Annotated in this window: 22 protein-coding genes, 1 tRNA gene and 1 pseudogene; 8 read left to right on the top strand and 16 right to left on the bottom strand. The window is 68.0% G+C overall.

What is annotated here, in order from left to right:
- Nucleotides 1-62: 62 nt before the first annotated feature.
- Nucleotides 63-1,271 carry an FAD-dependent oxidoreductase gene (locus ACLN58_RS02925; RefSeq protein ID WP_415853780.1) on the bottom strand — a complete coding sequence of 403 codons (1,209 nt, stop codon included), beginning with the start codon at nucleotides 1,269-1,271 and terminating at the stop codon, nucleotides 63-65.
- A gap of 80 nt (nucleotides 1,272-1,351) precedes the next feature.
- Between ACLN58_RS02925 and ACLN58_RS02920 the strand changes: the two genes are divergently transcribed.
- From ACLN58_RS02920 to ACLN58_RS02910, 3 genes are all read left to right on the top strand, one after another.
- The gene (locus ACLN58_RS02920) at nucleotides 1,352-1,570 is read left to right on the top strand and encodes a helix-turn-helix domain-containing protein (RefSeq protein ID WP_415853779.1); all 219 of its coding nucleotides are present in this window, start codon (nucleotides 1,352-1,354) and stop codon (nucleotides 1,568-1,570) included.
- Complete coding sequence (locus ACLN58_RS02915) at nucleotides 1,563-2,024, top strand: Clp protease N-terminal domain-containing protein (RefSeq protein ID WP_415853778.1); 462 nt, start codon at nucleotides 1,563-1,565, stop codon at nucleotides 2,022-2,024. The genes ACLN58_RS02920 and ACLN58_RS02915 overlap by 8 nt, the downstream gene beginning before the upstream one ends.
- 137 nt (nucleotides 2,025-2,161) lie before the next feature.
- Nucleotides 2,162-2,722 carry a hypothetical protein gene (locus tag ACLN58_RS02910; RefSeq protein ID WP_415853777.1) on the top strand — a complete coding sequence of 187 codons (561 nt, stop codon included), beginning with the start codon at nucleotides 2,162-2,164 and terminating at the stop codon, nucleotides 2,720-2,722.
- Here the strand turns inward: ACLN58_RS02910 and ACLN58_RS02905 are convergent, their stop codons facing one another.
- The 5 genes from ACLN58_RS02905 to ACLN58_RS02885 form a co-directional block, all read right to left on the bottom strand.
- Nucleotides 2,723-2,932 (bottom strand): hypothetical protein, encoded by a 210-nt coding sequence (locus ACLN58_RS02905; RefSeq protein WP_415853776.1) that lies wholly within the window; start codon nucleotides 2,930-2,932, stop codon nucleotides 2,723-2,725. It lies immediately after the preceding gene.
- A gap of 122 nt (nucleotides 2,933-3,054) precedes the next feature.
- Entirely contained in the window at nucleotides 3,055-4,962 is a 1,908-nt protein-coding gene (locus ACLN58_RS02900) for a glycosyltransferase family 2 protein (protein WP_415853775.1), read from the bottom strand.
- Between the two features lie 185 nt (nucleotides 4,963-5,147).
- On the bottom strand, nucleotides 5,148-6,428 hold the full coding sequence (locus tag ACLN58_RS02895; RefSeq protein ID WP_415853774.1) for an EAL domain-containing protein: 1,281 nt from the start codon (nucleotides 6,426-6,428) through the stop codon (nucleotides 5,148-5,150).
- Nucleotides 6,428-8,134 (bottom strand): EAL domain-containing protein, encoded by a 1,707-nt coding sequence (locus ACLN58_RS02890; RefSeq protein ID WP_415853773.1) that lies wholly within the window; start codon nucleotides 8,132-8,134, stop codon nucleotides 6,428-6,430. The genes ACLN58_RS02895 and ACLN58_RS02890 overlap by 1 nt, the downstream gene beginning before the upstream one ends.
- Nucleotides 8,135-8,331: 197 nt before the next feature.
- Entirely contained in the window at nucleotides 8,332-9,546 is a 1,215-nt protein-coding gene (locus tag ACLN58_RS02885; RefSeq protein WP_415853772.1) for a heparan-alpha-glucosaminide N-acetyltransferase domain-containing protein, read from the bottom strand.
- A gap of 205 nt (nucleotides 9,547-9,751) precedes the next feature.
- Between ACLN58_RS02885 and ACLN58_RS02880 the strand changes: the two genes are divergently transcribed.
- The 3 genes from ACLN58_RS02880 to ACLN58_RS02870 all read left to right on the top strand — a co-directional run bounded on the left by ACLN58_RS02880 (nucleotide 9,752) and on the right by ACLN58_RS02870 (nucleotide 12,924).
- Complete coding sequence (locus tag ACLN58_RS02880) at nucleotides 9,752-11,326, top strand: multicopper oxidase family protein (protein WP_415853771.1); 1,575 nt, start codon at nucleotides 9,752-9,754, stop codon at nucleotides 11,324-11,326.
- A gap of 560 nt (nucleotides 11,327-11,886) precedes the next feature.
- Entirely contained in the window at nucleotides 11,887-12,204 is a 318-nt protein-coding gene (locus ACLN58_RS02875) for a hypothetical protein (RefSeq protein ID WP_415853770.1), read from the top strand.
- An 18-nt stretch (nucleotides 12,205-12,222) separates the two neighbouring features.
- A complete protein-coding gene (locus tag ACLN58_RS02870; RefSeq protein ID WP_415853769.1) occupies nucleotides 12,223-12,924 on the top strand; it encodes a trimeric intracellular cation channel family protein in 702 nt (233 codons plus the stop codon).
- A 261-nt stretch (nucleotides 12,925-13,185) separates the two neighbouring features.
- Here ACLN58_RS02870 and ACLN58_RS02865 read toward each other — a convergent pair whose 3' ends face one another.
- Both ACLN58_RS02865 and ACLN58_RS02860 read right to left on the bottom strand, forming a co-directional pair.
- Nucleotides 13,186-13,578 carry a hypothetical protein gene (locus ACLN58_RS02865; protein ID WP_415853768.1) on the bottom strand — a complete coding sequence of 131 codons (393 nt, stop codon included), beginning with the start codon at nucleotides 13,576-13,578 and terminating at the stop codon, nucleotides 13,186-13,188.
- Nucleotides 13,556-14,191, bottom strand: coding sequence for a DUF433 domain-containing protein (locus tag ACLN58_RS02860; RefSeq protein ID WP_415853767.1), 636 nt, complete (start codon nucleotides 14,189-14,191; stop codon nucleotides 13,556-13,558). The genes ACLN58_RS02865 and ACLN58_RS02860 overlap by 23 nt, the downstream gene beginning before the upstream one ends.
- 159 nt (nucleotides 14,192-14,350) lie before the next feature.
- Here ACLN58_RS02860 and ACLN58_RS02855 point away from each other — a divergent pair, with 159 nt between their 5' ends.
- Both ACLN58_RS02855 and ACLN58_RS02850 read left to right on the top strand, forming a co-directional pair.
- Nucleotides 14,351-14,809: a DUF805 domain-containing protein gene (locus tag ACLN58_RS02855; protein ID WP_415853766.1), complete on the top strand. Its 459-nt coding sequence runs from the start codon at nucleotides 14,351-14,353 to the stop codon at nucleotides 14,807-14,809.
- 17 nt (nucleotides 14,810-14,826) lie between these two features.
- Nucleotides 14,827-15,048: pseudogene (locus ACLN58_RS02850) on the top strand (tyrosine-type recombinase/integrase); the annotation flags it as partial.
- Nucleotides 15,049-15,107: 59 nt separating this feature from the next.
- On the opposite strand, the gene ACLN58_RS02845 reads toward ACLN58_RS02850, so the two are convergent.
- The 8 genes from ACLN58_RS02845 to ACLN58_RS02810 form a co-directional block, all read right to left on the bottom strand.
- A tRNA-Ser gene (locus ACLN58_RS02845) sits at nucleotides 15,108-15,194 on the bottom strand.
- A gap of 67 nt (nucleotides 15,195-15,261) precedes the next feature.
- Nucleotides 15,262-15,411, bottom strand: coding sequence for a hypothetical protein (locus tag ACLN58_RS02840; RefSeq protein WP_415853765.1), 150 nt, complete (start codon nucleotides 15,409-15,411; stop codon nucleotides 15,262-15,264).
- A 16-nt stretch (nucleotides 15,412-15,427) separates the two neighbouring features.
- Nucleotides 15,428-16,312 carry a DNA-3-methyladenine glycosylase 2 gene (locus tag ACLN58_RS02835; RefSeq protein WP_415853764.1) on the bottom strand — a complete coding sequence of 295 codons (885 nt, stop codon included), beginning with the start codon at nucleotides 16,310-16,312 and terminating at the stop codon, nucleotides 15,428-15,430.
- On the bottom strand, nucleotides 16,309-16,917 hold the full coding sequence (locus tag ACLN58_RS02830) for a DNA-3-methyladenine glycosylase I (protein ID WP_415853763.1): 609 nt from the start codon (nucleotides 16,915-16,917) through the stop codon (nucleotides 16,309-16,311). Before ACLN58_RS02830 ends, ACLN58_RS02835 begins: the two co-directional genes overlap by 4 nt.
- A 4-nt stretch (nucleotides 16,918-16,921) precedes the next feature.
- Nucleotides 16,922-17,620 carry an alpha-ketoglutarate-dependent dioxygenase AlkB family protein gene (locus tag ACLN58_RS02825; RefSeq protein WP_415853762.1) on the bottom strand — a complete coding sequence of 233 codons (699 nt, stop codon included), beginning with the start codon at nucleotides 17,618-17,620 and terminating at the stop codon, nucleotides 16,922-16,924.
- Nucleotides 17,617-18,249, bottom strand: coding sequence for a methylated-DNA--[protein]-cysteine S-methyltransferase (locus tag ACLN58_RS02820; protein ID WP_415853761.1), 633 nt, complete (start codon nucleotides 18,247-18,249; stop codon nucleotides 17,617-17,619). Before ACLN58_RS02820 ends, ACLN58_RS02825 begins: the two co-directional genes overlap by 4 nt.
- Nucleotides 18,246-18,773, bottom strand: coding sequence for an RNA polymerase sigma factor (locus ACLN58_RS02815; protein ID WP_415853760.1), 528 nt, complete (start codon nucleotides 18,771-18,773; stop codon nucleotides 18,246-18,248). The genes ACLN58_RS02820 and ACLN58_RS02815 overlap by 4 nt, the downstream gene beginning before the upstream one ends.
- Before the next feature lie 48 nt (nucleotides 18,774-18,821).
- Nucleotides 18,822-19,322: a methylated-DNA--[protein]-cysteine S-methyltransferase gene (locus tag ACLN58_RS02810; protein WP_415853759.1), complete on the bottom strand. Its 501-nt coding sequence runs from the start codon at nucleotides 19,320-19,322 to the stop codon at nucleotides 18,822-18,824.
- Nucleotides 19,323-19,362 lie beyond the last annotated feature (40 nt).

Genomic DNA, 19,362 nt, shown 5'->3' with positions numbered 1-19,362 from the left:
GCGAGTGTGTGGATGGTGACGAGAATGTTCTACTCCCGGCGCGCTCGGCTGGGAAGTCGCTGCTAGGGATTGTCGAGGAGCCGCGCGAGGCGCCTTGCGGCGCCGCGAGAGGCGAGCAGATGGCCCATGATCTCGCGCAAGGACGTGGCGTTGCCGTCGTCGCGGCTCAGTGCCGCCTGGACCCGGGTGTGGGAGAGGGTGCGCAGGCCCGCTGGCCGGCGTGCCTTCTCGTAGGCGTCGAGGCCCTCGGGGCTTCCGCTGCGCAGCGCCGCGGTGAGGCGGCTCGCGAGCTCGAGCGCGTCGAGCAGGCCCGCGTTGAGCGAGGAGCCCCCTGCGTTGAAGATGTGCGCGGCGTCCCCGGCGAGCAGCACTCGGCCGGCTCGGTAGGTGCTCGCAATCCGGCTGTTGCCGACCGTGGTGCGCATCGCGGTGGCGTCGGTGAAGGGCAAGTCGGCACCGAGGACGCGATGCAGGCTCGCACGGAGATCGTCCGCCGTGAGGGCTTCCCGTGGGTCGGTGTCTCTGCGTGCCTCGTGCGTGCTGATCACGTAGAGGTCCTTGGGCGAGGTGGGGTCGAGGGCCCGCGCGGGGGCGATCGAGAACCCGCCTCCCGGCAGCCGATTCGGTCGCATGGCCGCCACGCGGCCGGCGCCAGGGATCTCAAAATCCTCGCCCTTGCGAGTGATCCGGCCGGCCGGGATGGTCACCCGAGCGATCCGCGAGATCTCGTCACTCGTGAACCCCGGGAAGTCGATGCCGGCGCTCTTGCGTACCGTGCTGCGGGCGCCGTCGCACCCAACCACATAGCGAGCCAGCATTCGGTGCGGTGCGCCGCCGGCGATCACCTCTGCTTCAACCCGCGCTTCGGTCTGCTGGATGCCCAGGACCACGTGCCCGCGGCGCACTTCCGCGCCGCGCTCCACCGCGCGGCGCTCGAGCAGCTCCTCAAGCCGCCGTTGCGGTATCGGCAGGATGTGCAGGGGACTCGCCGGCCACAAGCCGAGCCTCAGCGGGATCGGCCCGAACTGAAACCGCGGCGGCCTGATGGCCTTGAAGTCGGTGCCGGCGAATACGCCCCGCTTCGCGAGCTCGACCGAGGCGCGCCCCACGATCCCGTTTCCCTTGGGCGTTGGGTCTGGTTCCAGGTCCCGCTCGAGCACGGCGACGCGTAGCCCCTGCGCGGCAAGTTCGCCGGCCAGCAGCAGGCCCGTAGGCCCGGCGCCGACAACGACCACGTCCCACAGGTCGGCGGATTCGCTCTGTGTCTTCATTCCGCCTGTCTTCATTCCCGTTGCCTTCATTCCGTCAGTCTGGATTGACAGAGTAGGGTTGTCAATGCAGACTGACAGACATGGAATCTTGGGAACTGCGCGGGCAGCTGAGAGTCACGGATCCGGCCGCCGGTCTGCGCGCCGTTGGCGCGCTCCGACGGCTCGCCGAGCAGGTGGAGGCGGTGCACGTGGCCGAAGCGCGGCGCGCGGGGTGGTCCTGGGAGCAGATCGGCGATGCCCTGGGCGTCTCCCGTCAGTCGGTGCACGCCAAGTACGGAAAGAAGGAAAGCGATGTTTGAGAGGTTCGCGCGGTCCGCGAGGACCGCCGTCGAGGAAGCCCGAAACGAGGCGGCGCGGCGCGGCGATCGCAGGATCGGCACCGAGCACCTGCTGCTCGCCCTGCTGCAGGATGCCGAGGTGGCGCGCATCGTCGGCTCCGACGCCGCTGCCGCGCATCGCGCGGCCGACGAGCTCGACCGCAAAGCGCTTGCCGCGATCGGGCTCGAGATCGAGGGCTTCCAGCGGGGCGGTCCCATCGCGCTGGGACGTCACGCCCTCATGACGTCCGGCGCCAAGGCCGTGATGGGGCAGACCCTTCGCTACGCGACCGCTGAGAAGGCACGAAGCATCACGTCGCGGCACATGCTGCTGGCCCTCATCGACCAGAGCGAGACCGACCCGGCCGCGGCGCTCCTGACGGCCCTCTCCGTTGACCTCACGGCCCTGCGCGAGCGACTGGCCGACGCCGCGTAAATCGCTCCGCAGCCTGGGCCGGCTCGCGCGATTGGCAAAGTTCAATCGCCTCTGGGCAACACGACCGCGCGATGCTATGTTGGCCCGCATTGGGGGGAGTGCGGAAGGTGCTCCTGCGCGTTGAATGGAGTACCGAGTTGAGCAATCCTCAGCACCAGCCTGACCAAAATCCGTGGCCTCCGGCCCAGTCCGAGTGGCCCTCGTCCGCGCCGTGGCCCGCGGGCCAGCCTGTGCTCTATCCGGGAGAGGGTCCCCTCGGGCTGACCCCGAGGGATGCGGACCGATCTCGGAGCCGGCGCACGCAGATCGGGTGGATCTCGCTCGTGCTGGCGATCTTCAACTTCGCTGCAGCTGCGCTCTTCGCGGTGGTGCTCGCCTCGAACTACACCGGCCGATATTCCGACCTCATCAGCAATGGTTCCGTGATCGTCTCAGCGGTCGCCGGGGTGATCTACCTGGGCCTCGGGATCTGGTCCCTCGCCACGAGGCGGACGACGGCGGCGGCCCCCATGGTCTTTAGCCTCGTCTTCAGCGGGCTGGCCCTTGTGCTGGGTCTCATCGGCCTGGTGGGTGCGATCGTGGAGGGTGGGTCGCCCCAGTTCGTCGGGCTGATCCTCGAGCTGTGGGTGGTGATGCGGGCTGCCCAGGTGCTCCGTACGAGGCCGGTTCCGGCCCCGTACGGCGCACCGGTTCGCTAGTTAGTTCGACGCCCAGTTCTTCTGGGCACGGTCGGCGCTGCCCGGGATGATCTGGAAGAGCCACTTCGGGACGGCTGCGGAGAAGACGTAGGTCTTGCCGTCACGGACCAGGGTGTGCTCGGGCTTGCCCTCGGGGGCCTTCGCAGCGGGGCCGACGCTGAGTGCGAACGCGCACTTGCCGTCGAATTCGGTGACAGTGCTTTCGGACATGATGGGGCTCCAATGATCTGGGGTCGCGGAGGCGCTGGGTCGCGCCGTGGAGGTAGAGCGCAGTCAGTCTTGCACATGACGCGAGATTGGCCGCCACGGCCATGAAGCGCACCTTGATTGAGCTATCGGGGTGCCGGTCCGGTGGCGCGGGCAGTGACCGCTACGGCCGGGACCCCGTGGCCGAGGGCCGGCACGGCATCCAGCGGGGTGTGGAAGAGCCACAGGGAGAGGACTCGGTGGCTTGCCCAGTCGCGGGCCCGGACGCGAAGGGAAACCGTCTGCTCACCGTCGTGTCCAGCCGTGGTGTGGACGATCTCGAGCTGGACTGCGGGCGCCCCAGGAAGCGTGAGCACTGCAGTTCCGGACTGGGGGAGGGCGGCTTGGGGGAGCCTGACCCTGACGCCGCCCACCGAGATGTCCATGAGCTCCCCTCGAGCCCCTGAGACCGTTACGGGCGCGGCGACCATGACCCGGTGAGAATTCCTCCGCGACGTCGCATACCTTTCGGAGCGGATCCGCACGATCCCTAGCCCGAGCACGGCGGCCGAGAGCAAGAGCCAGGATCCCGCGGTGAGCGTTGAGGACGGGTTGGCGCGCCACGGGACGAGGCCGAGGACGCCCGCGGCCGAGTAGGCGACGTCGGCCACAACGATGAGCGCGAGGACGAGGAGGATGCGCGGGAGAGTGCCGCGGGCGCGGCGGTCCGCGGCCCCCTTGGGCGTGACCTCGAACCTGAGGGCCTTGCGGCTGATGAGCCACCAGAGGCAGGCGATTCCCACCGGGATCCTGAATACCCTGAGGGCGAACGCGGTGGGCCAATGAATCTGGCGCCGCATGAGCTGCTTGGCACCCCAGAGGCGGATCGCGAACGTCGTACCGAAGACCGCGGTGAACACCATAGGGTCCGCGGTCGAAGTCTGCGCACCGGAAGCGAGAGCCACGGCGGGGATGAGGAAGGCAAGGAGAGTGCCGACGCCCTCGAGCCACCAGAGGGTGCCATTGAGGTATTCGTGGAAGTTGCGCCAGGACATCCAGCGCTTCGCCGCCCACAGCCGCTCGTGGGTGAGGATCTGCATAGCGCCCATGCCCCAGCGTCGGCGCTGCAGGAGGTACTGCTCGGGGGTCGCGGGCGCGAGGCCAAGGGCCAACGTCTGGTGGTGGTAGACGGTGCGCCAGCCCCGCTTGATGAGCTTGAGCGTGGTGTGCATGTCCTCGGTGATCGTCTCGACAGCCACACCGCCCACCTGGCGGAGCGCCTCGAGCCGCAGAAGCGACGTTGACCCGCACCAGAACGGCCCCGCGCCAGCCGTGTTTCGCGCCCTCATCTGCACGTTGAAGAACATGCCCTGTTCCCCGGTGACGCCATCGTCGTCGAACGCCCCGCCGTTGTAGAAGGTTTGCGGGGCCTGAACGAGTGCCACCCGCGGATCGGCGAACCACCCGAGCGTCGAAGTCAGAAACGGCGGAAGGGGCACGTGGTCGCAGTCCAGGACTGCCATGACGTCGAATCCGGGGGCACCCATGGCCTCCTCGCTCTCCATGAGGGCGAGTGCATGGTTGATATTGCCCGCCTTGGCATGGTCGTGTTCGCTGCGGCGGACGTACCGCGCTCCGTACGTCGCGCACAGCTCGGCCGCCCAGTCCCGGTCGCCGTCGTCCAGGACCCAGGTTTCATGGGCTGGCGCCAGTGCGCACGCTGCCGCAACGGTGGGAGCGAGCACCTCGGCAGGCTCGTTGTAAGTAGGAATGAGGAGCACGACGCGCGGTTGGGCGGCGGTCTGCTGGCGCGGTGCGGGGGACGCGTCGAGGTTCCACCACGTGATTGCGTTCAGAACCATGCCCGGTAGTGGCAGCACCTCGAAGGCGAGCATGCCCCAGGCTGCTATTTCGTCTGAGGGCCCGGACGGGAGAGTGAAGGCGGCGCGCCAGATCAGGTACAAGGTCAGTGCCACTGCCGCCCCGACGCCGCCGATGTGCGCCATGCGGCGGGCCCACCGATCCTCCGGCCCGGGCGCATCGAGGTTTGCCACCCAACCCGCTAGCCCTGCCCTGCGCAGGTCCCTCAGGGTGGACCGTCTGTGCCTGCCCCTGGGGCGACCAGGCCGGCCGAAGGTCGTCTCCTGGTCCATCACCTCCGCCGCCGGGGCGCCCGGCGTGGGGCTGCTCCCGGTCTTGGCCGGGATTCCAACTTCGAGTGCGATTTCCACGCTTCGGCCTACGTCTGATTCCAACTACCGAGGAGGGCGGTCATGGTTGCGGCAGGGAGTGGACGGCTGAAGTGATACCCCTGGGCCATCGCCGCACCGAGGCGGGAGAGCTCGCGGGCTTGGCTGCCTGTCTCGACGCCTTCAAAAACGGCGTCAAGATCCAGGGCGCCGACCATGTCGAGGATCGCCCGGATGAACCGCTGCTCTCGGGGATCTCCGGCGAGATCCCCGAGCAGGGTCCGGTCAATCTTGACCAAAGCGGCCGGAAGACGGCGCAAGTAGCCGATCGAGGAGTAGCCAGTTCCGAAATCGTCGATGTGCAGGCCAACTCCCAGCCCGTGCAGCTGCGCGAAGACTTCGACGTCCTGTTCCGCCCCGGCCACGAAGGATTCCTCGGTGAGCTCAAGGGCGAGGTTCCGGGGGTCTGTGCCGGTAGCCGAGAGAAGGCCCTGAATCTGGCCACGCCCGACCAGCGCGCGGAGCTGGTCGGCGCTCGTGTTCACTGAGAGGACGAAGTCCGAGCCGATCGCGTGGCTGTTCCTCCAGCCAGTGAGCTGGGCGAGTGCGCCCTCGAGAACCAAGCGGCCGAGCTCTCCCGCGACCCCGATTTCGTGTGCGAGCGGCACGAACTCGAGAGGCGGAATCTGCCCTAACGATGGATGCTGCCAGCGTGCGAGCACCTCGACCCCGATGATGCGCCCGGTCTGCAGGCCCACGATGGGCTGGTAGGCAAGGCCTATGCGGCCAGCGTGTACTGCTTCGTCGAGGTCGTCCGCGAGCGCGACGCGCGGCCGAGGGGAGTCGAAGATCTCGGCTCGCGTGAGCCAGACAGGGAGAGCATGCTCTTTCGCGGGGTTGAGCGCGACGCCCGCGAGAGCGAGCGCATCCTGAGCGCTGGCCCCCGGATCGAGCTGATGGATCCGGACGCTCGCGGGCCCGCTGAAGGGCACCTCCTCCGAGTTGTGCAGGTCTTCAATGCACCGCTCGACCCGGCGGGCCAAGACAGCGGCCCTGCGTGGACCCGTCCTGGGGGCGAGAACCGCTAGGCGGCCCTCGCCCACTACCGCAATGTTTCCGGAGGGTGCGACCGCGTCGTGGAGCCGAGCGATCACGGCGGCAGTCACTCGGTACGACGAATTGAGAGGAAGCCCGCTGAGCGATGGGAGGTCGACCAGGAGCAGCGAGGGCGCGCTCGCGCTCTCGCGCGTCGCAACCGCCTGCGCCTCATCGATCTCGGGGAGGAGCCGAGACAGGTCCATCTTGGAAGTCCCACTGTCGGTCCAGCTCATCAAGTCCCTTCAGTAATCAAGCGGGCTTCGGGCCCTAGCAGTGCGGAAACAAGCGGGCCTGAGGCTTCTCGATACCCCAACTCGCGGAGGACCTCGAGTTGCCCGTGACGTTCCACCCCGGTCGCCGCCACACTCATGCCGAGCGCTCGCGCCGTCTGTGCGAGCGAGGCGGCCAAGGCGGCAGCAGCCTCGTCGGTGTCGATGTCTTCGGTGAGGGCTTGGGAGACGTAGAGCATCGAGAAGGGGAGCGAACGTAGATCAAGCAGTCGCGGTTGGCAGCCGCCAAAGTCGTCGAGGCCAGTCTGTACCCCCTGCAGGTCCAGCCCGCGGAGTTGGGTCTGGGCGTGTTGAATCCGAACCGACGGAATCGGCCCGGTGAAGACAAGGCGGAGCGCCGAACCGGTGAGTCCGTGTCCCGCGAGGGTTGCCGCGACATTCTCGGCGGGGGACCCTTCCGCGAGCCATGCCGAGGATGCCCTGAGGATGACTGGCCGGTCCGGTCCCTCCGCAGCGGCGATCTGTGCGGCCTTCCGGCAGACGCGCTCGAGCTCCCATCGGCCGATCTCGCCGAGCTGATGGCTTCGCTCCGCCACGGGAATGAGCTCCTCCGGGGTGATGGCGCCCAAGCCGGGGATCTCCCAATGGAGTGACGACAGCAGAGCCGCCTCGCCGCCGTCGTCAATCTTGAGAACCGGTTCGTATCTCAGGTCGAAGGCGTCTTCTTCAAGTGCGGTGAGGAGCTCTCGTTGCACCTTCGCCTTCCTCGCGAAGGGATCCGCGTCTCCGGAGGCCACGGTCTGTACACGGCGTTTGCCCCGCCGTTTTCCCGCGAGCATGGCCCCGTCGGCGTACCTGAGCAGGGCATCGAGGGGGCTCAGCGCGTCGTCCAAGGAGACATCGGAGGCGATGGCCACCCCGATCGTGGCGGAAAGCCGAAGCGCGTGCCCGCCGTGATCGAAGGGCTGCGCGGCCGCGTCGAGGATTCGGGCCGCCGCGGCTTCGGCACCCGGGCCCGTAGCACCGAGCAAGACTGCGGCAAATTCGTCCCCGCCGAGGCGCACGGCAGTGTCGCCGTCCCGCAAGCACGCGGACAGGCGCCTGCCGAACTCGGCGAGTACCGCGTCACCGGCTTCGTGGCCGAAGGTGTCGTTCACGGTCTTGAAGTTGTCCAGATCCAGGTACAGGATCGCGGTCTGGCCCGGATCGGTGCGGGCCAGTATCGAAGGCCCGCGGTCCGCGAGCCAGCGCCGGTTCACCAGGCCGGTGAGCTGGTCGTGCCACGCCGCATGGCGGAACGACGCCGAAAGCTGTTCGAAGAGCTGCGAGACCGTGACCAGATGCGGTCCGTTTGGGCCGAGGAGGAGCAGATCGTCGTAACGGCTCGCTTCCTCGCGCCCGAGGGCGAGGTCTGCGGCTTCGTCGAGGGTGGTCTCCTCGGTGAGGACCAGTGACGACTCGGGCAGCAGCTGGCCCGCACTGCTCCTGGAGTGGAGGGCCCGGCCATAGCCCAGCCGCCCGGAGAGGTGCAGCTCGGTGGCGTTCCGCGTCAGGAGCGCGGGTCCGTTCGGGGCGTCGAGGACGGCGACCCCGCGGAGGTCAGGGCTCATGCGGAACATGCCGTCCACTTCAACCGCCGGGGTAGATGCCGGCACCGTGGGGATCGCCTGGGCCAGACGCGACGCCGACGAAGATCGCTTGCTGGACAATCCTTGCTCCTGAACTTCAGGCAAGCCGTGATGACCAGCCTGACCTTCACCACCCATTGGATGGGTGCATCGGAATGCCCGTCCGCGAGATCCCGCGACGACAAGCACCTGGGCCCCCGCCGCAGCTTAGTCATGTACAACTTTCGCGCGACGAAGTCCATTCAAACACCCGATGAACAACCGCAAATCTTGCCGAGTCAGGCGTGCGGTGCCCGAAGTTCTGCCGCGAGCTGGTAGGCGGCATGGGTGACCCGCTCGAGGGGGCCGCGCCACCCGTTGAGCCGGAACACGAGGCCAGCAGCAAGCGCAACGAGGACGTGCGCTGCGAGGAGCCCGGCGCCGTCGAACTCGGACCCGGACTTTTGGGACCACGCAATCTCGGCGACGTGCGCCGTGTAGAGCGTGAGGGTCATGCCGCCGGCGCCTGCGAGTGGGAGGAGGACGCGGGTTCGGTCGATCACCCGGATCCGTGCGATGAGAAGGAATCCCGCGAGCACCGCGGCTGAGGTCCCGCACGTGTGGACGAGGTCAAGCGCTGTGCCCGAATGGGGTGCGGCCGTCAGGAGCCACCACACGCTGCCGGTCTGGTCGACATCGGAGAGGTCGGCGCGGAGCAGCGCGTCGAGCTGACCGTCGCGCGCCTGCGGGGTGGCCAGCAGTGCGTCGCGTCCGCCGAGCGGCCCAAGCAGAACCCACTCGGCGCACTTCGCGAGCACGGCCGCAGCCACGCCGCCGGCGAGCAGGCCGATCTGAACGCCCAGGCGCCGCAACGGGAGCCTGCCGATCCACAGCCCCGCGAGGATGTAGCCGAACCAGACGATCACGGGGTAGGTTCCCGTGGCTCCGATGTCGGCCGCGAACCGGGCCGGATCCATCAGGTCGAGCCACGCTGGGTTGTGCCCGAGACGCAGTGGGCGTGAGCCATCTCTGAGCACGGTGCGCAGCCCATAGGCGGCGAGCGGGGCGAGGAGGATCCACGAGACGGCCAGCGCGCCGAGGGCCCGTTGGCCGAGCTTCAGAACGGGGATGGCGCACAGGAAGAGGGCCCCATAGTCCACGAGGATGATCGAGATGTCGACGTTGAGACTCCCCAGAGAAAGGCCGACGGCGGCAATCACCGCGGCGCGGAGCGCGAGCCCCAGCCGGTTCTTGGCCGCGGGAACCCGGCCAAGCGAGAGGGACACGCCCGCAAGGACCGCGAAGAGCGCAGCGGCGCGGCCGGAGACCACGAGGCCGATCCATGTCGGTTCCGGGTGACCCGCGGCATCCGGCGAGATCACCGGCAAGAGGTGGGTGGCCATCATCGTGAGGAGGGCCGCTCCTCGGGCCATATCGATGCCTGTGAGGCGGCCACGGGAGGGCGTTCGTTGGGCGGTGCTGGGGGAATCCGGTCTCGTGGTCTGGGCGGCCATGGATCGGTCCTTTCGTCTGCGTGCGTTGGGGGTAACCGCAGTGGAGGGCGACGACGCCCGGTGGGCCTGTGATCCTGCGGTCCAACTCTAATTACGCAAGAGTTTGTTTGCCCAATGAGGTGAGCCTTGGTTAGGCTCACCTAAGTAGTCCGCCGCCCCGCGCCCCGTTCACACGCCTTCTTGGAGCACCCCCATGCGCCCAGCCATGTCTCCCAGCGACCTCCGCCGTCGCGTCCGGATCACGCTCGCCGCCCTTGCGGCGGCCGTCCTCGTCACCACGGGGGCGATCGCCGCCGTCGCCACTGCCCAAAACCCTCCCAGCACGGCGCAGCAGGAGCAGGGAATGACCCCGGGGGCTCCGCTTGCCGAGCCCGCCGTCGCGGACGCCGACCAGGCGGAGCTCACCCTTGACGCGACCAAGGCCCGCGTCTCTGTCTCCGGGAAGGAGATCTGGGGCCAGGCGTACAACGGTTCGCTCGTTGCCCCGACCCTGCATCTCGAGCCGGGGAAGACCGCCACGATCACCCTCCACAACCGGCTGCCCGTCGCGACCAACCTGCACTTCCACGGCCTCCACACCTCGCCCGAAGGAAACTCGGACAACCCGTTCGTGTGCGTTCCGCCGGGAGCCTCGTACACGTACCGGCTCGCGATCCCCAGTGACCACCAGCAGGGGACCTTCTGGTACCACAGCCACGCGATGGGCACCTCGTGCCCGGCTACCTCCGGAACTGGCAGCGACGGGCACACCCACTCGATGTCCTCGGCGCCCTTCACCCCGGGTGATGTTGAGAACCAGATTTTTGCCGGCCTCTCGGGGGCGATGGTGGTCGGCGACAGCCGCAGTTCTCTTCCCGATTCGCTCCGCGATATTCCCGTCCACACGATCGCGCTCAAGGATGCGCAGGTCGATTCCGCAGGGAAGATCGTACAGGGCACGGCTGGCGCATCGATCGACTCCAACGCCCCTACCGTGCGGCTCGTCGACGGCCAGCTCCGCCCTGCTCTGTCGATGCGCCCCGGTGAGACGCAGCTGTGGCGGCTGGCCAACATCGGCGCGGACATCTTCTACCGGCTGCAGCTCGACGGCCACACGTTCACCGTGCTCGCGGAGGACGGCAATGAATATCCTCAGGCCACGGGGGCCGCCGAGCTGCTTCTTCCGCCGGGGAAACGCTTCGACGTGCTGGTCACCGCGCCTGCGACCCCGACCTCGACGTGGCTACGAACGCTCAGCTACAGCAATGGGCCCCAGGGCGACGTGTATCCGGACACCCCGCTCATGAACGTGGACGTCTCGGGCCCCGCTCCGAGCGGCGTTCCGAGCTCCCTTCCCGTGGGCACCCCGCTCCGTGGAGCTGCGCCGGACCTCAGCGGGGCCCCCGTCGCGCAACGCCGCACGCTCGCGCTCTCCGAAGATTCCTCGGGCACGGCCTTCTACATCAACGGCCGGCGGTTCTCGATGGACCAGCCCACCTTCGATCTTGCCGCGAAGCTCGGCACCGTCGAGGAGTGGACGATCCTGAACACCGCGGGGGAGGACCATCCCTTCCATATGCACACCAATGCCTTCCAGGTGCTCAGTGTCAACGGGGTTCCGCTCGTGGCCCCGCAGCGCCAGGACACCGTGGTCATTCCCCACGCCGTCAACGGCACTCCCGGCAAGGTGGTGATTCGCCAGGCCTTCACCGACTACCCCGGGAACTGGATGTTCCACTGCCACATTGCCGCCCACGAGGACAACGGAATGATGGGCTACATCCGGGTGGCTGGGGCGTAGTTTGTTGGCCGTGGCGGCGAGGGGTCCGTTCCCGCCCGCTCGACGGTGCGCTGGCCGCCCGTCATTGCTCCGCCGTCGTTTGTGTGGTGGTCGGTTCCTTGAACGCCCCGTATGCGACCGCGCTCCGTCTTAGGGACCTTCGCCCCACTCGCGGGATGTGGGCACCGTGAATGATGGGGGCAGCAGCGCGGCGGCGCCGTGGTGACGACGGGAGTGCGTTGGAACCGAAGCAGTTTTTGCGGTCTGCGTTCTTGGTGCTCTTCGAGAGCGGGTCTGGAACGCTCATTGGGTTGCTGATCGACCCGCCCAGCGGCTCTTCGACGCCCGGGGACACGTTTGCGATACTGCTCGCCGTGACGGCCGTGATCGAAGCTCTCAGGGTGGGGGTGCGGATGCGACGGCGTGACGATGAGGCCGGTTAGGTCATGGCACGGTTCCGAGGACACAAGCGCAGCGCATGGCTCCCGCGGCTCTACACCCATGACTGCGGCCACGGGCCAGATGGGAGAGGCCGACGGCGGCCGAGGCGGCTGGGCCAGTTCGCACGCCTGTTCCTAGGCGTGGGCCTGTCGCTCGCTGGGACGGCGTGCGGCAGCTATTTCGACGGCGATCAATGGGTCGGCGTTACGGTCACGAACAACACATCAGAGTCGGTAACCTTGGAGACGCATCCGACCCGGCTCCTGTCCACGGGCCAGAGCACGCTGATTCCTGTGGATTCAAACAGCAACCCTCAGGCTTTGCGCGTGCAGGGGCCGGATGGCAGGGTTCTCGGCTGTCTGACATTTCTATTCCACTCCACATCGAATGAGAAGCGCTCGGTCAGGGTCAGCGACGTTACTGCCTGCGACGAGAACATTCCCTCTTTCGCAGGCTGAGGGGCGAGAGAGGTGAGCGTGGAGTTCGGAGCCACTGCGGTGTTCGACACGGTGGATCTTGTCGGCGTCCTGGCGAACGGTCTGCTCGGGGGCGCGGTCGCCAGGCAGCTTCGGTTCGACCCCATCGGGTTCCTCGTCCTGGCCGTGCTTTCGGCGCTCGGGGGCGGGATGATGCGCGACACCCTGCTTCAGCACGGATTTCCGGTTGCTCTCACCAATCCCGCCTACCTTCTCATCGCCATGGTCGGGGCGGCCGTGGCCTTCGTGGTGCGCCTCGACGGGATCTGGGCAACAAGGGTCTTGCTCGTCGCCGACTCACTCTCGCTGGGTTGCTGGTCCGCAACGGGCACGGCCAAGGCGCTCGAGGTGGGCCTGGGATGGCTTCCGGCGCTGCTCCTCGGCTTGCTGACCGCCGTCGGCGGCGGAATGGTGAGGGACATCGCCGTCGGACGCCTGCCGGCGATCTTCGGCGGCAACACCCTGTACGCCACCGGCGCCCTGATCGGCAGCGCAGAGATGGCCGTGCTGTATCCGCTGGGTCTGGGAACGTTGGGTTTCGCGCTGGCGATCGTGACGGGCTCGGCCGTGAGCCTCATCGCGCGCCGCCGCGGGTGGAGGCTACCGGAGCCTGTCGAGCTGAGGCTCGGCGCGCTGCCCGGCTTGCGGTGGCCCCGCCGTCGTCCCCGCCCGCAAGGGACGGACGAAAACCAGAAGGACTGACAACCTCGGTCAGCGGGCGACGGTGCCGCTTGGGCATGAGCATCGGCAGAGCGCGGACGCGTGCTGCCGATGAGAGCCTCAGGCGACGGGGTGGGCGTGGCCTTGGGCTGGGCGGTGGTGGAGGGATTTGAACCCTATAACCGGCCGCCCGGAAGCGTGAGATCCGCATGATTCCGGGGTTTCCGCTTCACGTCAGTAGCCGATGTGCCTGCGCTTCGCGTCCACGTGTGCCCAAAATGTGCCCATGGTGTGCCCACGTATCTAAGGCCACATCCGCTTGATCTTGCCCTCCGCGTAGACATGCCAGAACCCCACCGAGTTCGCACCGATGGCGTGAATAATGGCGCCTGTTGCCAGGATGAACCGGTCGGCCATCTCCTGTGTATTGAGGTTGCCGGACGGGATGCAGAACAGATGCCCGCTCAGCGCCTCAAGCTCTTCGGCCCGGTACCGGATTTTGTGGTCCTTGGTGAAGAGGATCCATCCGCGACGGCATCCCTCCGCGATCCACACTTCGTCAGCGATATTCTGGGCGTCGTTCGGGTAGTGGTCCGCGATTGTGTGCACGATCCAACCGTGCTCTCGAAGAATCTCGGCGCTCCTTTTGCCGAGGCTCCGGTCGAAGAAGACCTCAGACGGCCTGTCGGACGACATTCTCGACAACGTCGGCCTTGAGGTCGAATTCCTCGGCGACGTTGGCAATAGATTCGCCGGCCCGGAAGAGCGACACGACCGACTCGACTGGGATCTTGCTCTCTGCAAGCACGGGCGCTCCCCACCCGAACCGTGGATCGATGATCACTTCGGCATCCAGCGGGTACTGAGGCAGTCTGAGGCGCTCGGGGGCGCCTTCGGCGCTCCAAGTGATGTAGGTGAGAGATTCCGCTATGACTTCTGGGAAGGCCCGCTGGTGGTCCCGCACGTGCACAATCGACTCATCGGCCAGCCGGACAAACAGCTTGACGCCGTCGGTCGCGATCCGCCTTTTTGCCAGCGCGTACGGATCCTTGAACTCTTCTCTGACGAGCCTTGAAGCCCTGCGGATGTCTCCCATGCTGAAACCGGCCTCGCGCAAGGATCGCAGGACGTAGGCCTCGATGATCCCCACAAACGGCACCCTTGGCCATCCTCGCTTCTCGGGGCGAACGGCATGCACAAGCGGGTCGCGGCCGGTGTCCGCCAGCCACAAATCGAGGGTCGATTCAGGCATTTGGAGGCAGCGCGCCGTCTCACGTGCCGTCAGCATCGGCGTCTTGTAGATGTCCACGTTTGCCTCCCTTCATCTCCGCCACTCTCTGGCATCAGTGTAGGTCGCGTCCGGCCATTGGGGCGCCCAGACCTGCGTGTCGAAACCGGCCTCTACCGGTTTAGTCTCGCCCGCCCTAGTATTGGCCCGCCGATGCCATTTCACAGGGGGACCCACACCATGAGCAACCCGTACCCGCAGCAACCGCAGCAGCTGACCTACCCGTCCCTGACGCCCGGCGAACCGCCGCTCTGGGCACCCCACTACGGGGCGAACGCTCGGCAAGCCCTCAAACGGTTCTTCAAGAAGTACGCCACCTTCACAGGCCGTGCCAGCCGCAGCGAATTCTGGTGGTGGGCCTTCGTCTACTACCTCTTCATCGGCGTCCTCTGGTTCATCGGCCTAGCGCAGCGCGGAAGCACCATCGACTACGTGACGATCCTGATGCTTGTCTGGCTCCTCGGAGTCACTGTGCCCATGCTCGCGCTCATTGCCCGGCGCCTCCACGACGCCAACCTCAGTGGCTGGTTCATGTTCCTTGGCTCGATCCCGTTTGTCGGCACGGTCGTCCTGTTGATCTTCATGCTCCTGCCACCCAAGCCTGCGGGCCAGCGCTTCGACCAACCGCCCGCCCCCTAGTCGGGCCGCCCGCCTAGGTCACGCCGCCCGACCTGAGGCACACTGCGGCGTTGCTCGCGATCTCGGACGGGGCGAACGTGAGGGCTGTCCAGCGCATGCTCGGCCACGCATCTGCGGCGATGACCCGGGATGTGTACGCGGACCTGTTTGACGGCGATCTGGACGGTGTTGCGAACGCGTTGGATGACGCAGTGTCGCGTCAGGTTGTGCCCAAAATGTGCCCATCGGTCGCTTTGTAGCAACGGCAAGGGGCCCCGGATCCGCTTGATTCAGCGATTCCGGGGCCCCTTGTGCTGGGCGGTGGTGGAGGGATTTGAACCCCCGTTGGCTTTTACACCAAACATCATTTCGAGTGATGCACCTTCGGCCGCTCGGACACACCACCAGCAGGCAACTACTTTACCGGGAGGACGCCGGGTGTCCAAACCGGCCCTTCGGGGCGTCCAAAGTGGTCAGTCGTCCCAGTCTTCGCGCAGATCCTCGAGGTAGCCAGGCTCGAACTCGTCCTCGTGCTTTCCGACGAGGGCGCGCAACCGATCGGAGTGGGCCTGCTCGGCAGTCTTTGGGCTGTCCTCGGCGTCGCGAGTGTGCTCTGCGGTCAAGGTGATTTCACTTTCGTCAGGGACGCTTCGTGTAGGCCGTGTGGGTCCACAGGTGCATGAGGGCGTAGGCCCGGAAGGGGCGCCAGGCCTCGGAGCGGGCCTCAGCCTCGCGCGCGGTGATGCCCCCGAGGGCCTTGCGCAGCACGAGGTCGCCAGGCGTGAACGCATCGCGGTCGCCGTAGCGGACGCCGAGATAGTCTACGGTCCACGGGCCCACACCGGGCACGGCCAGGAGCTCGCTCCTCGTCGGCGCGCCGCCAGCGTCGAGCCAGACCGCAGCGAGGGCTTGCACGGTCCGGGCACGCGCGGCGGTGAGGCCCACGGCGCCCCGCAGCTCCTCGGCGTCGGCGCCCACGAGCGCCGCGGGCTCGGGGAAGCTCCGCAGGCCATCGAACTCGTCCCCGCCGTAGGCCGCGATGAGCCGACCCGAGAACGTGCGGCCCGCGGCGAGGGACACCTGCTGGCCGAGGACCGTGGTCACGGCAGTCTGGAATCGGTCGGGCGTGCCGATCACGCGGAGACTCGGGCGGGCCGCGAGCAGCGGGCCGAGCAGCGAGTCGGCGCTCAACGACTCGCGCATCGCCTCGAGGTCGGCATCGAGATCGAACCAGCTCCGGACCATCTCCCCGAGGGCCAGAAGCTCAGACTCGTCCTCGGTGCCGGTGCCGGTGTCGGTGCCGGTGCCGGTGCTGATGTCGAGGTCGACGCCGAGAGCGTCGAAGCGCAGGGTGACGGCGCGGCGCCCCCGCGGACCCCGCACGAGCCGGGTGTGCGTCCGTTCCTCGGTGCTGGTCCGTTCGGCGCCCGGCAGAGTGTGCGCGGCGAGACTCCCGAGGATTGCCTCCGGTTCCAGACCGCCTGGCGCCTCGAGGCGCAGGGCGGCCGCCGCGGATTCGGTCACGCCCACACGCCGGACGTGCCACGCCGGTGGCTGTCCACGAGGTGGGTGTCGATGATCCCGACGGCCTCCATGAGCGCGAACATCGTGGTCGGGCCTACGAAGGAGAAGCCCTTCTTCCGCAGGGCCTTCGAGAGCGCCACGGACTCCTGCGACATCGTGGGGATCTCAGAGAGCGTCTTGGGCGACGGCGTGGATTCGGGCTGGAACGACCACACGAAGTCGACGAGCCCGCCCTCCTCGCGGAGCGTGATGGTCGCCTGGGCGTTGCGGATAGTCGCGCGGATCTTGGCCCGGTTCCGGATGATGCCCTCGTTGAGCATGAGCCGCTCGACGTCGTCCTCCGTGAGGGCGGCGACCCTGTCCGGATCGAAATCGAGGAACGCCTCGCGGAACGCCGGGCGCTTGCGGAGGATCGTGGACCACGAGAGCCCGGCCTGGAACCCCTCGAGGCTGATCCGCTCGAAGAGGCCCTGCTCGTCGCGCACCGGCATGCCCCATTCGGTGTCGTAGTAGTCGCGCAGGAGCGTGTCCGTGCTCGCCCATGTGGGCCGCGCGAGCCCGTCCTCTCCAATGATCGTTCCGCCTGCCAGTGGCGCCTCGCTCATGCCCTCACGTCCTTTCCCTCGGTGATGCGTTCACTTCCGCATCGCTCAATCCTGTAACGCGCAGCGTGATGTTTATCCTGCCCTCGGCTACCCCGCAGCCCTCGGGTGCGGTGCCCGGGAGGATCTTCGTGACGCCGTGGAACGAGAGCCGGGACGGGCCCCCGAACACGAACAGGTCGCCCGATTCAAGCACCAGGTCGGCGTACGGGCGTCCGCGCCCCTCCGCGTTGCCGAAGCGGAACACGCAGCTCTCGCCGATTGAGAGGGAGACGACCGGCTCGAGCGAGACCTCGTCGCGATCCTGGTGCATCCCCATGCGTGCGGCGTCGTCGTAGTAGTTCACGAGCGCGGTGTCCGGGGTGTACTCGGCCGTCTCCCGGCGGTAGGCCTCGGCGACCGCGAGCCGGCCCACGCGGAGCATCCAGTCGGGGAACGGCAGCACCCGGCGGCCGTTCACGTCCGTGGCCTCGCGCGTGTACTTGTACGGCTGCCAGTGCCACCCGAGGCACACGGTCTTGACGGACATCTCGTGGCCGCGGACGCTCGCGCCTCGAAGCGGAACCGGCCCTGCCGCCCACTCCCGGAACCGGGCCGCGATCCAGGCCTGCTGCTCGAGGGCGAGCCAGCCGGGAACATGCACGGCTCCCGGCGCGAGTTCGCGCCGGGGCCGTGACATGAGGTCGTCGCCGAACAGCGCCGTCACGCGGCGATCGCCTCGAGCCGCAGGAGCGACGTCTTGGCCTCGATCCCGCCCACGTACCCGCCGAGGCTCCCGTCCGAGCGCAGCACGCGGTGGCACGGCACGACGACCGGGATCGGATTCGTGGCGCACGCCGTCCCGACGGCGCGGACCGCGCGCGGATTGCCCACCGCCCGCGCGACCTCCGCGTAGCTCTCCGTGTGACCGAATCCAATGGCCGTGAGGTGCTGGATCACGGTGCGGCGGAAGCCATTCGAGAGGCTCAGGTCGAGCGGGAGATCGAAGCCTGTGCGCCGGCCGGCGAAATACTCCTCCACCTGACGGGCCGCCTCGCCGAGCCGCCCGGGCGATTCGAGGATGCGGGGGCTCAGGCGCTCGGCGAGCTTCTCGAGTACGGCCTCGTGGCCCTCGCGCTCGTAGGCGACCCGGACGAGGCCACGCTCCGTGGCTGCGAGAAGGAGCTTCCCAACCGGAGTCTCGACGACGCGATAGGCAACGTCGAGAAGCCCCTCCTGCGAGGCCCGCTCGGCGAGGGCGGCGTGGAGGCGGTCGAGGGCTCCCGGTTCGATGGCGATGAGTTCGGGGGACAGGGCGAGGTCGACGGGGCCGATGCCCGTGATGTTGGAGGTCATGCGCTTTCTCCTTCGGATGATGCGGCGGAGAGGGCCGCTCGGAGTGACTTGATGCCGTCTGTGGCCGCGCGCCGCGCCGCGGCAGGGGAGCCGCCGAGGATCGCGGCGATCTCGTTGTACGGAAGGTCGGCGAGATACCGGTACGCGATGACGCGCCGTTGCTTGTCGGGGAGCCGCGCGACCCGCTCCCAGATGCCGTCGCCGGGCGCGCCGGCGGCAGGGTCGCCGAGTCCGGCGGGCGGGGCGTGGGGTGCCCCTTCGGGCGAGCACTCCTCAGGCACCTCGGCAACGGGAAGGGGCCGCCGTCCCGTCGACCGGATGGAGTCGATGCTCTTCCGATGCGCGATGGTCACGAGCCACGCCTCCGTGTTCGCGTCTGGCGGCAGGTCCGGATACGCCCGCAGTGCGGCGAGGAACGTCTCCTGCCACACGTCCTCGGCGTCCGTGGGGCCGACGACGGCGCGACACACGCGCAGCACGGTGGCGCCGTGAAGATCCACGAGCTTTTCGAAGGGCTGTTTCATGTCCATCACTGAGTAGACGCCACGGGGGCCGGAAGTGTGAGGTCGGAATCAGAACAAGCGCGCGGCCTTGGCCTCCGGCGGCTCCTCGAGCTCGAGCAGGAACCGCTTCCGGTCGAGCCCGCCCGCGTAGCCCGTGAGGCTCCCATCGCTCCCGATCACACGGTGGCACGGGATGACGATGCTCAGCGGATTGTGGCCCACGGCCTGGCCCACGAGCTGCGACAGGCCACGCCCGCCCATCCGATCGGCGAGCGCCCCGTACGTCGTCGTCTCGCCGTAGGGGATCTCGGTGAGCATGCGCCACACGGCGAGTTGAAAGTCGGTGCCGCGCGGCGCCGTCGTCAGCTGAAAGGCGTGACGCTCGCCGGCGAGGTACTCGCGGAGCTGCGCCGCGGCGTCGTCGAACGTCGGATCGCTTTCAACCCGCTCGCCGAACGAGGCCCGCTTGGGCAGCGTCCAGTGCGCGGGGAAGTAGATCGCCGTGAGCGCATCCCCCTCCGCGACGAGCGTGAGGGGCCCCAGAACCGTGTCCGCCTCGGTGTGGCGCATGAAACCATTTGATCACGCGGGGGTGGCCGCGCCCGCTAGT

The sequence above is a fragment of the Sinomonas sp. G460-2 genome, assembly GCF_047759905.1.
Lineage (GTDB): Bacteria > Actinomycetota > Actinomycetes > Actinomycetales > Micrococcaceae > Sinomonas.
The sequence above is the reverse complement of the archived record's forward strand: the minus strand, read 5'-3'. Positions and strand labels throughout refer to the sequence as shown.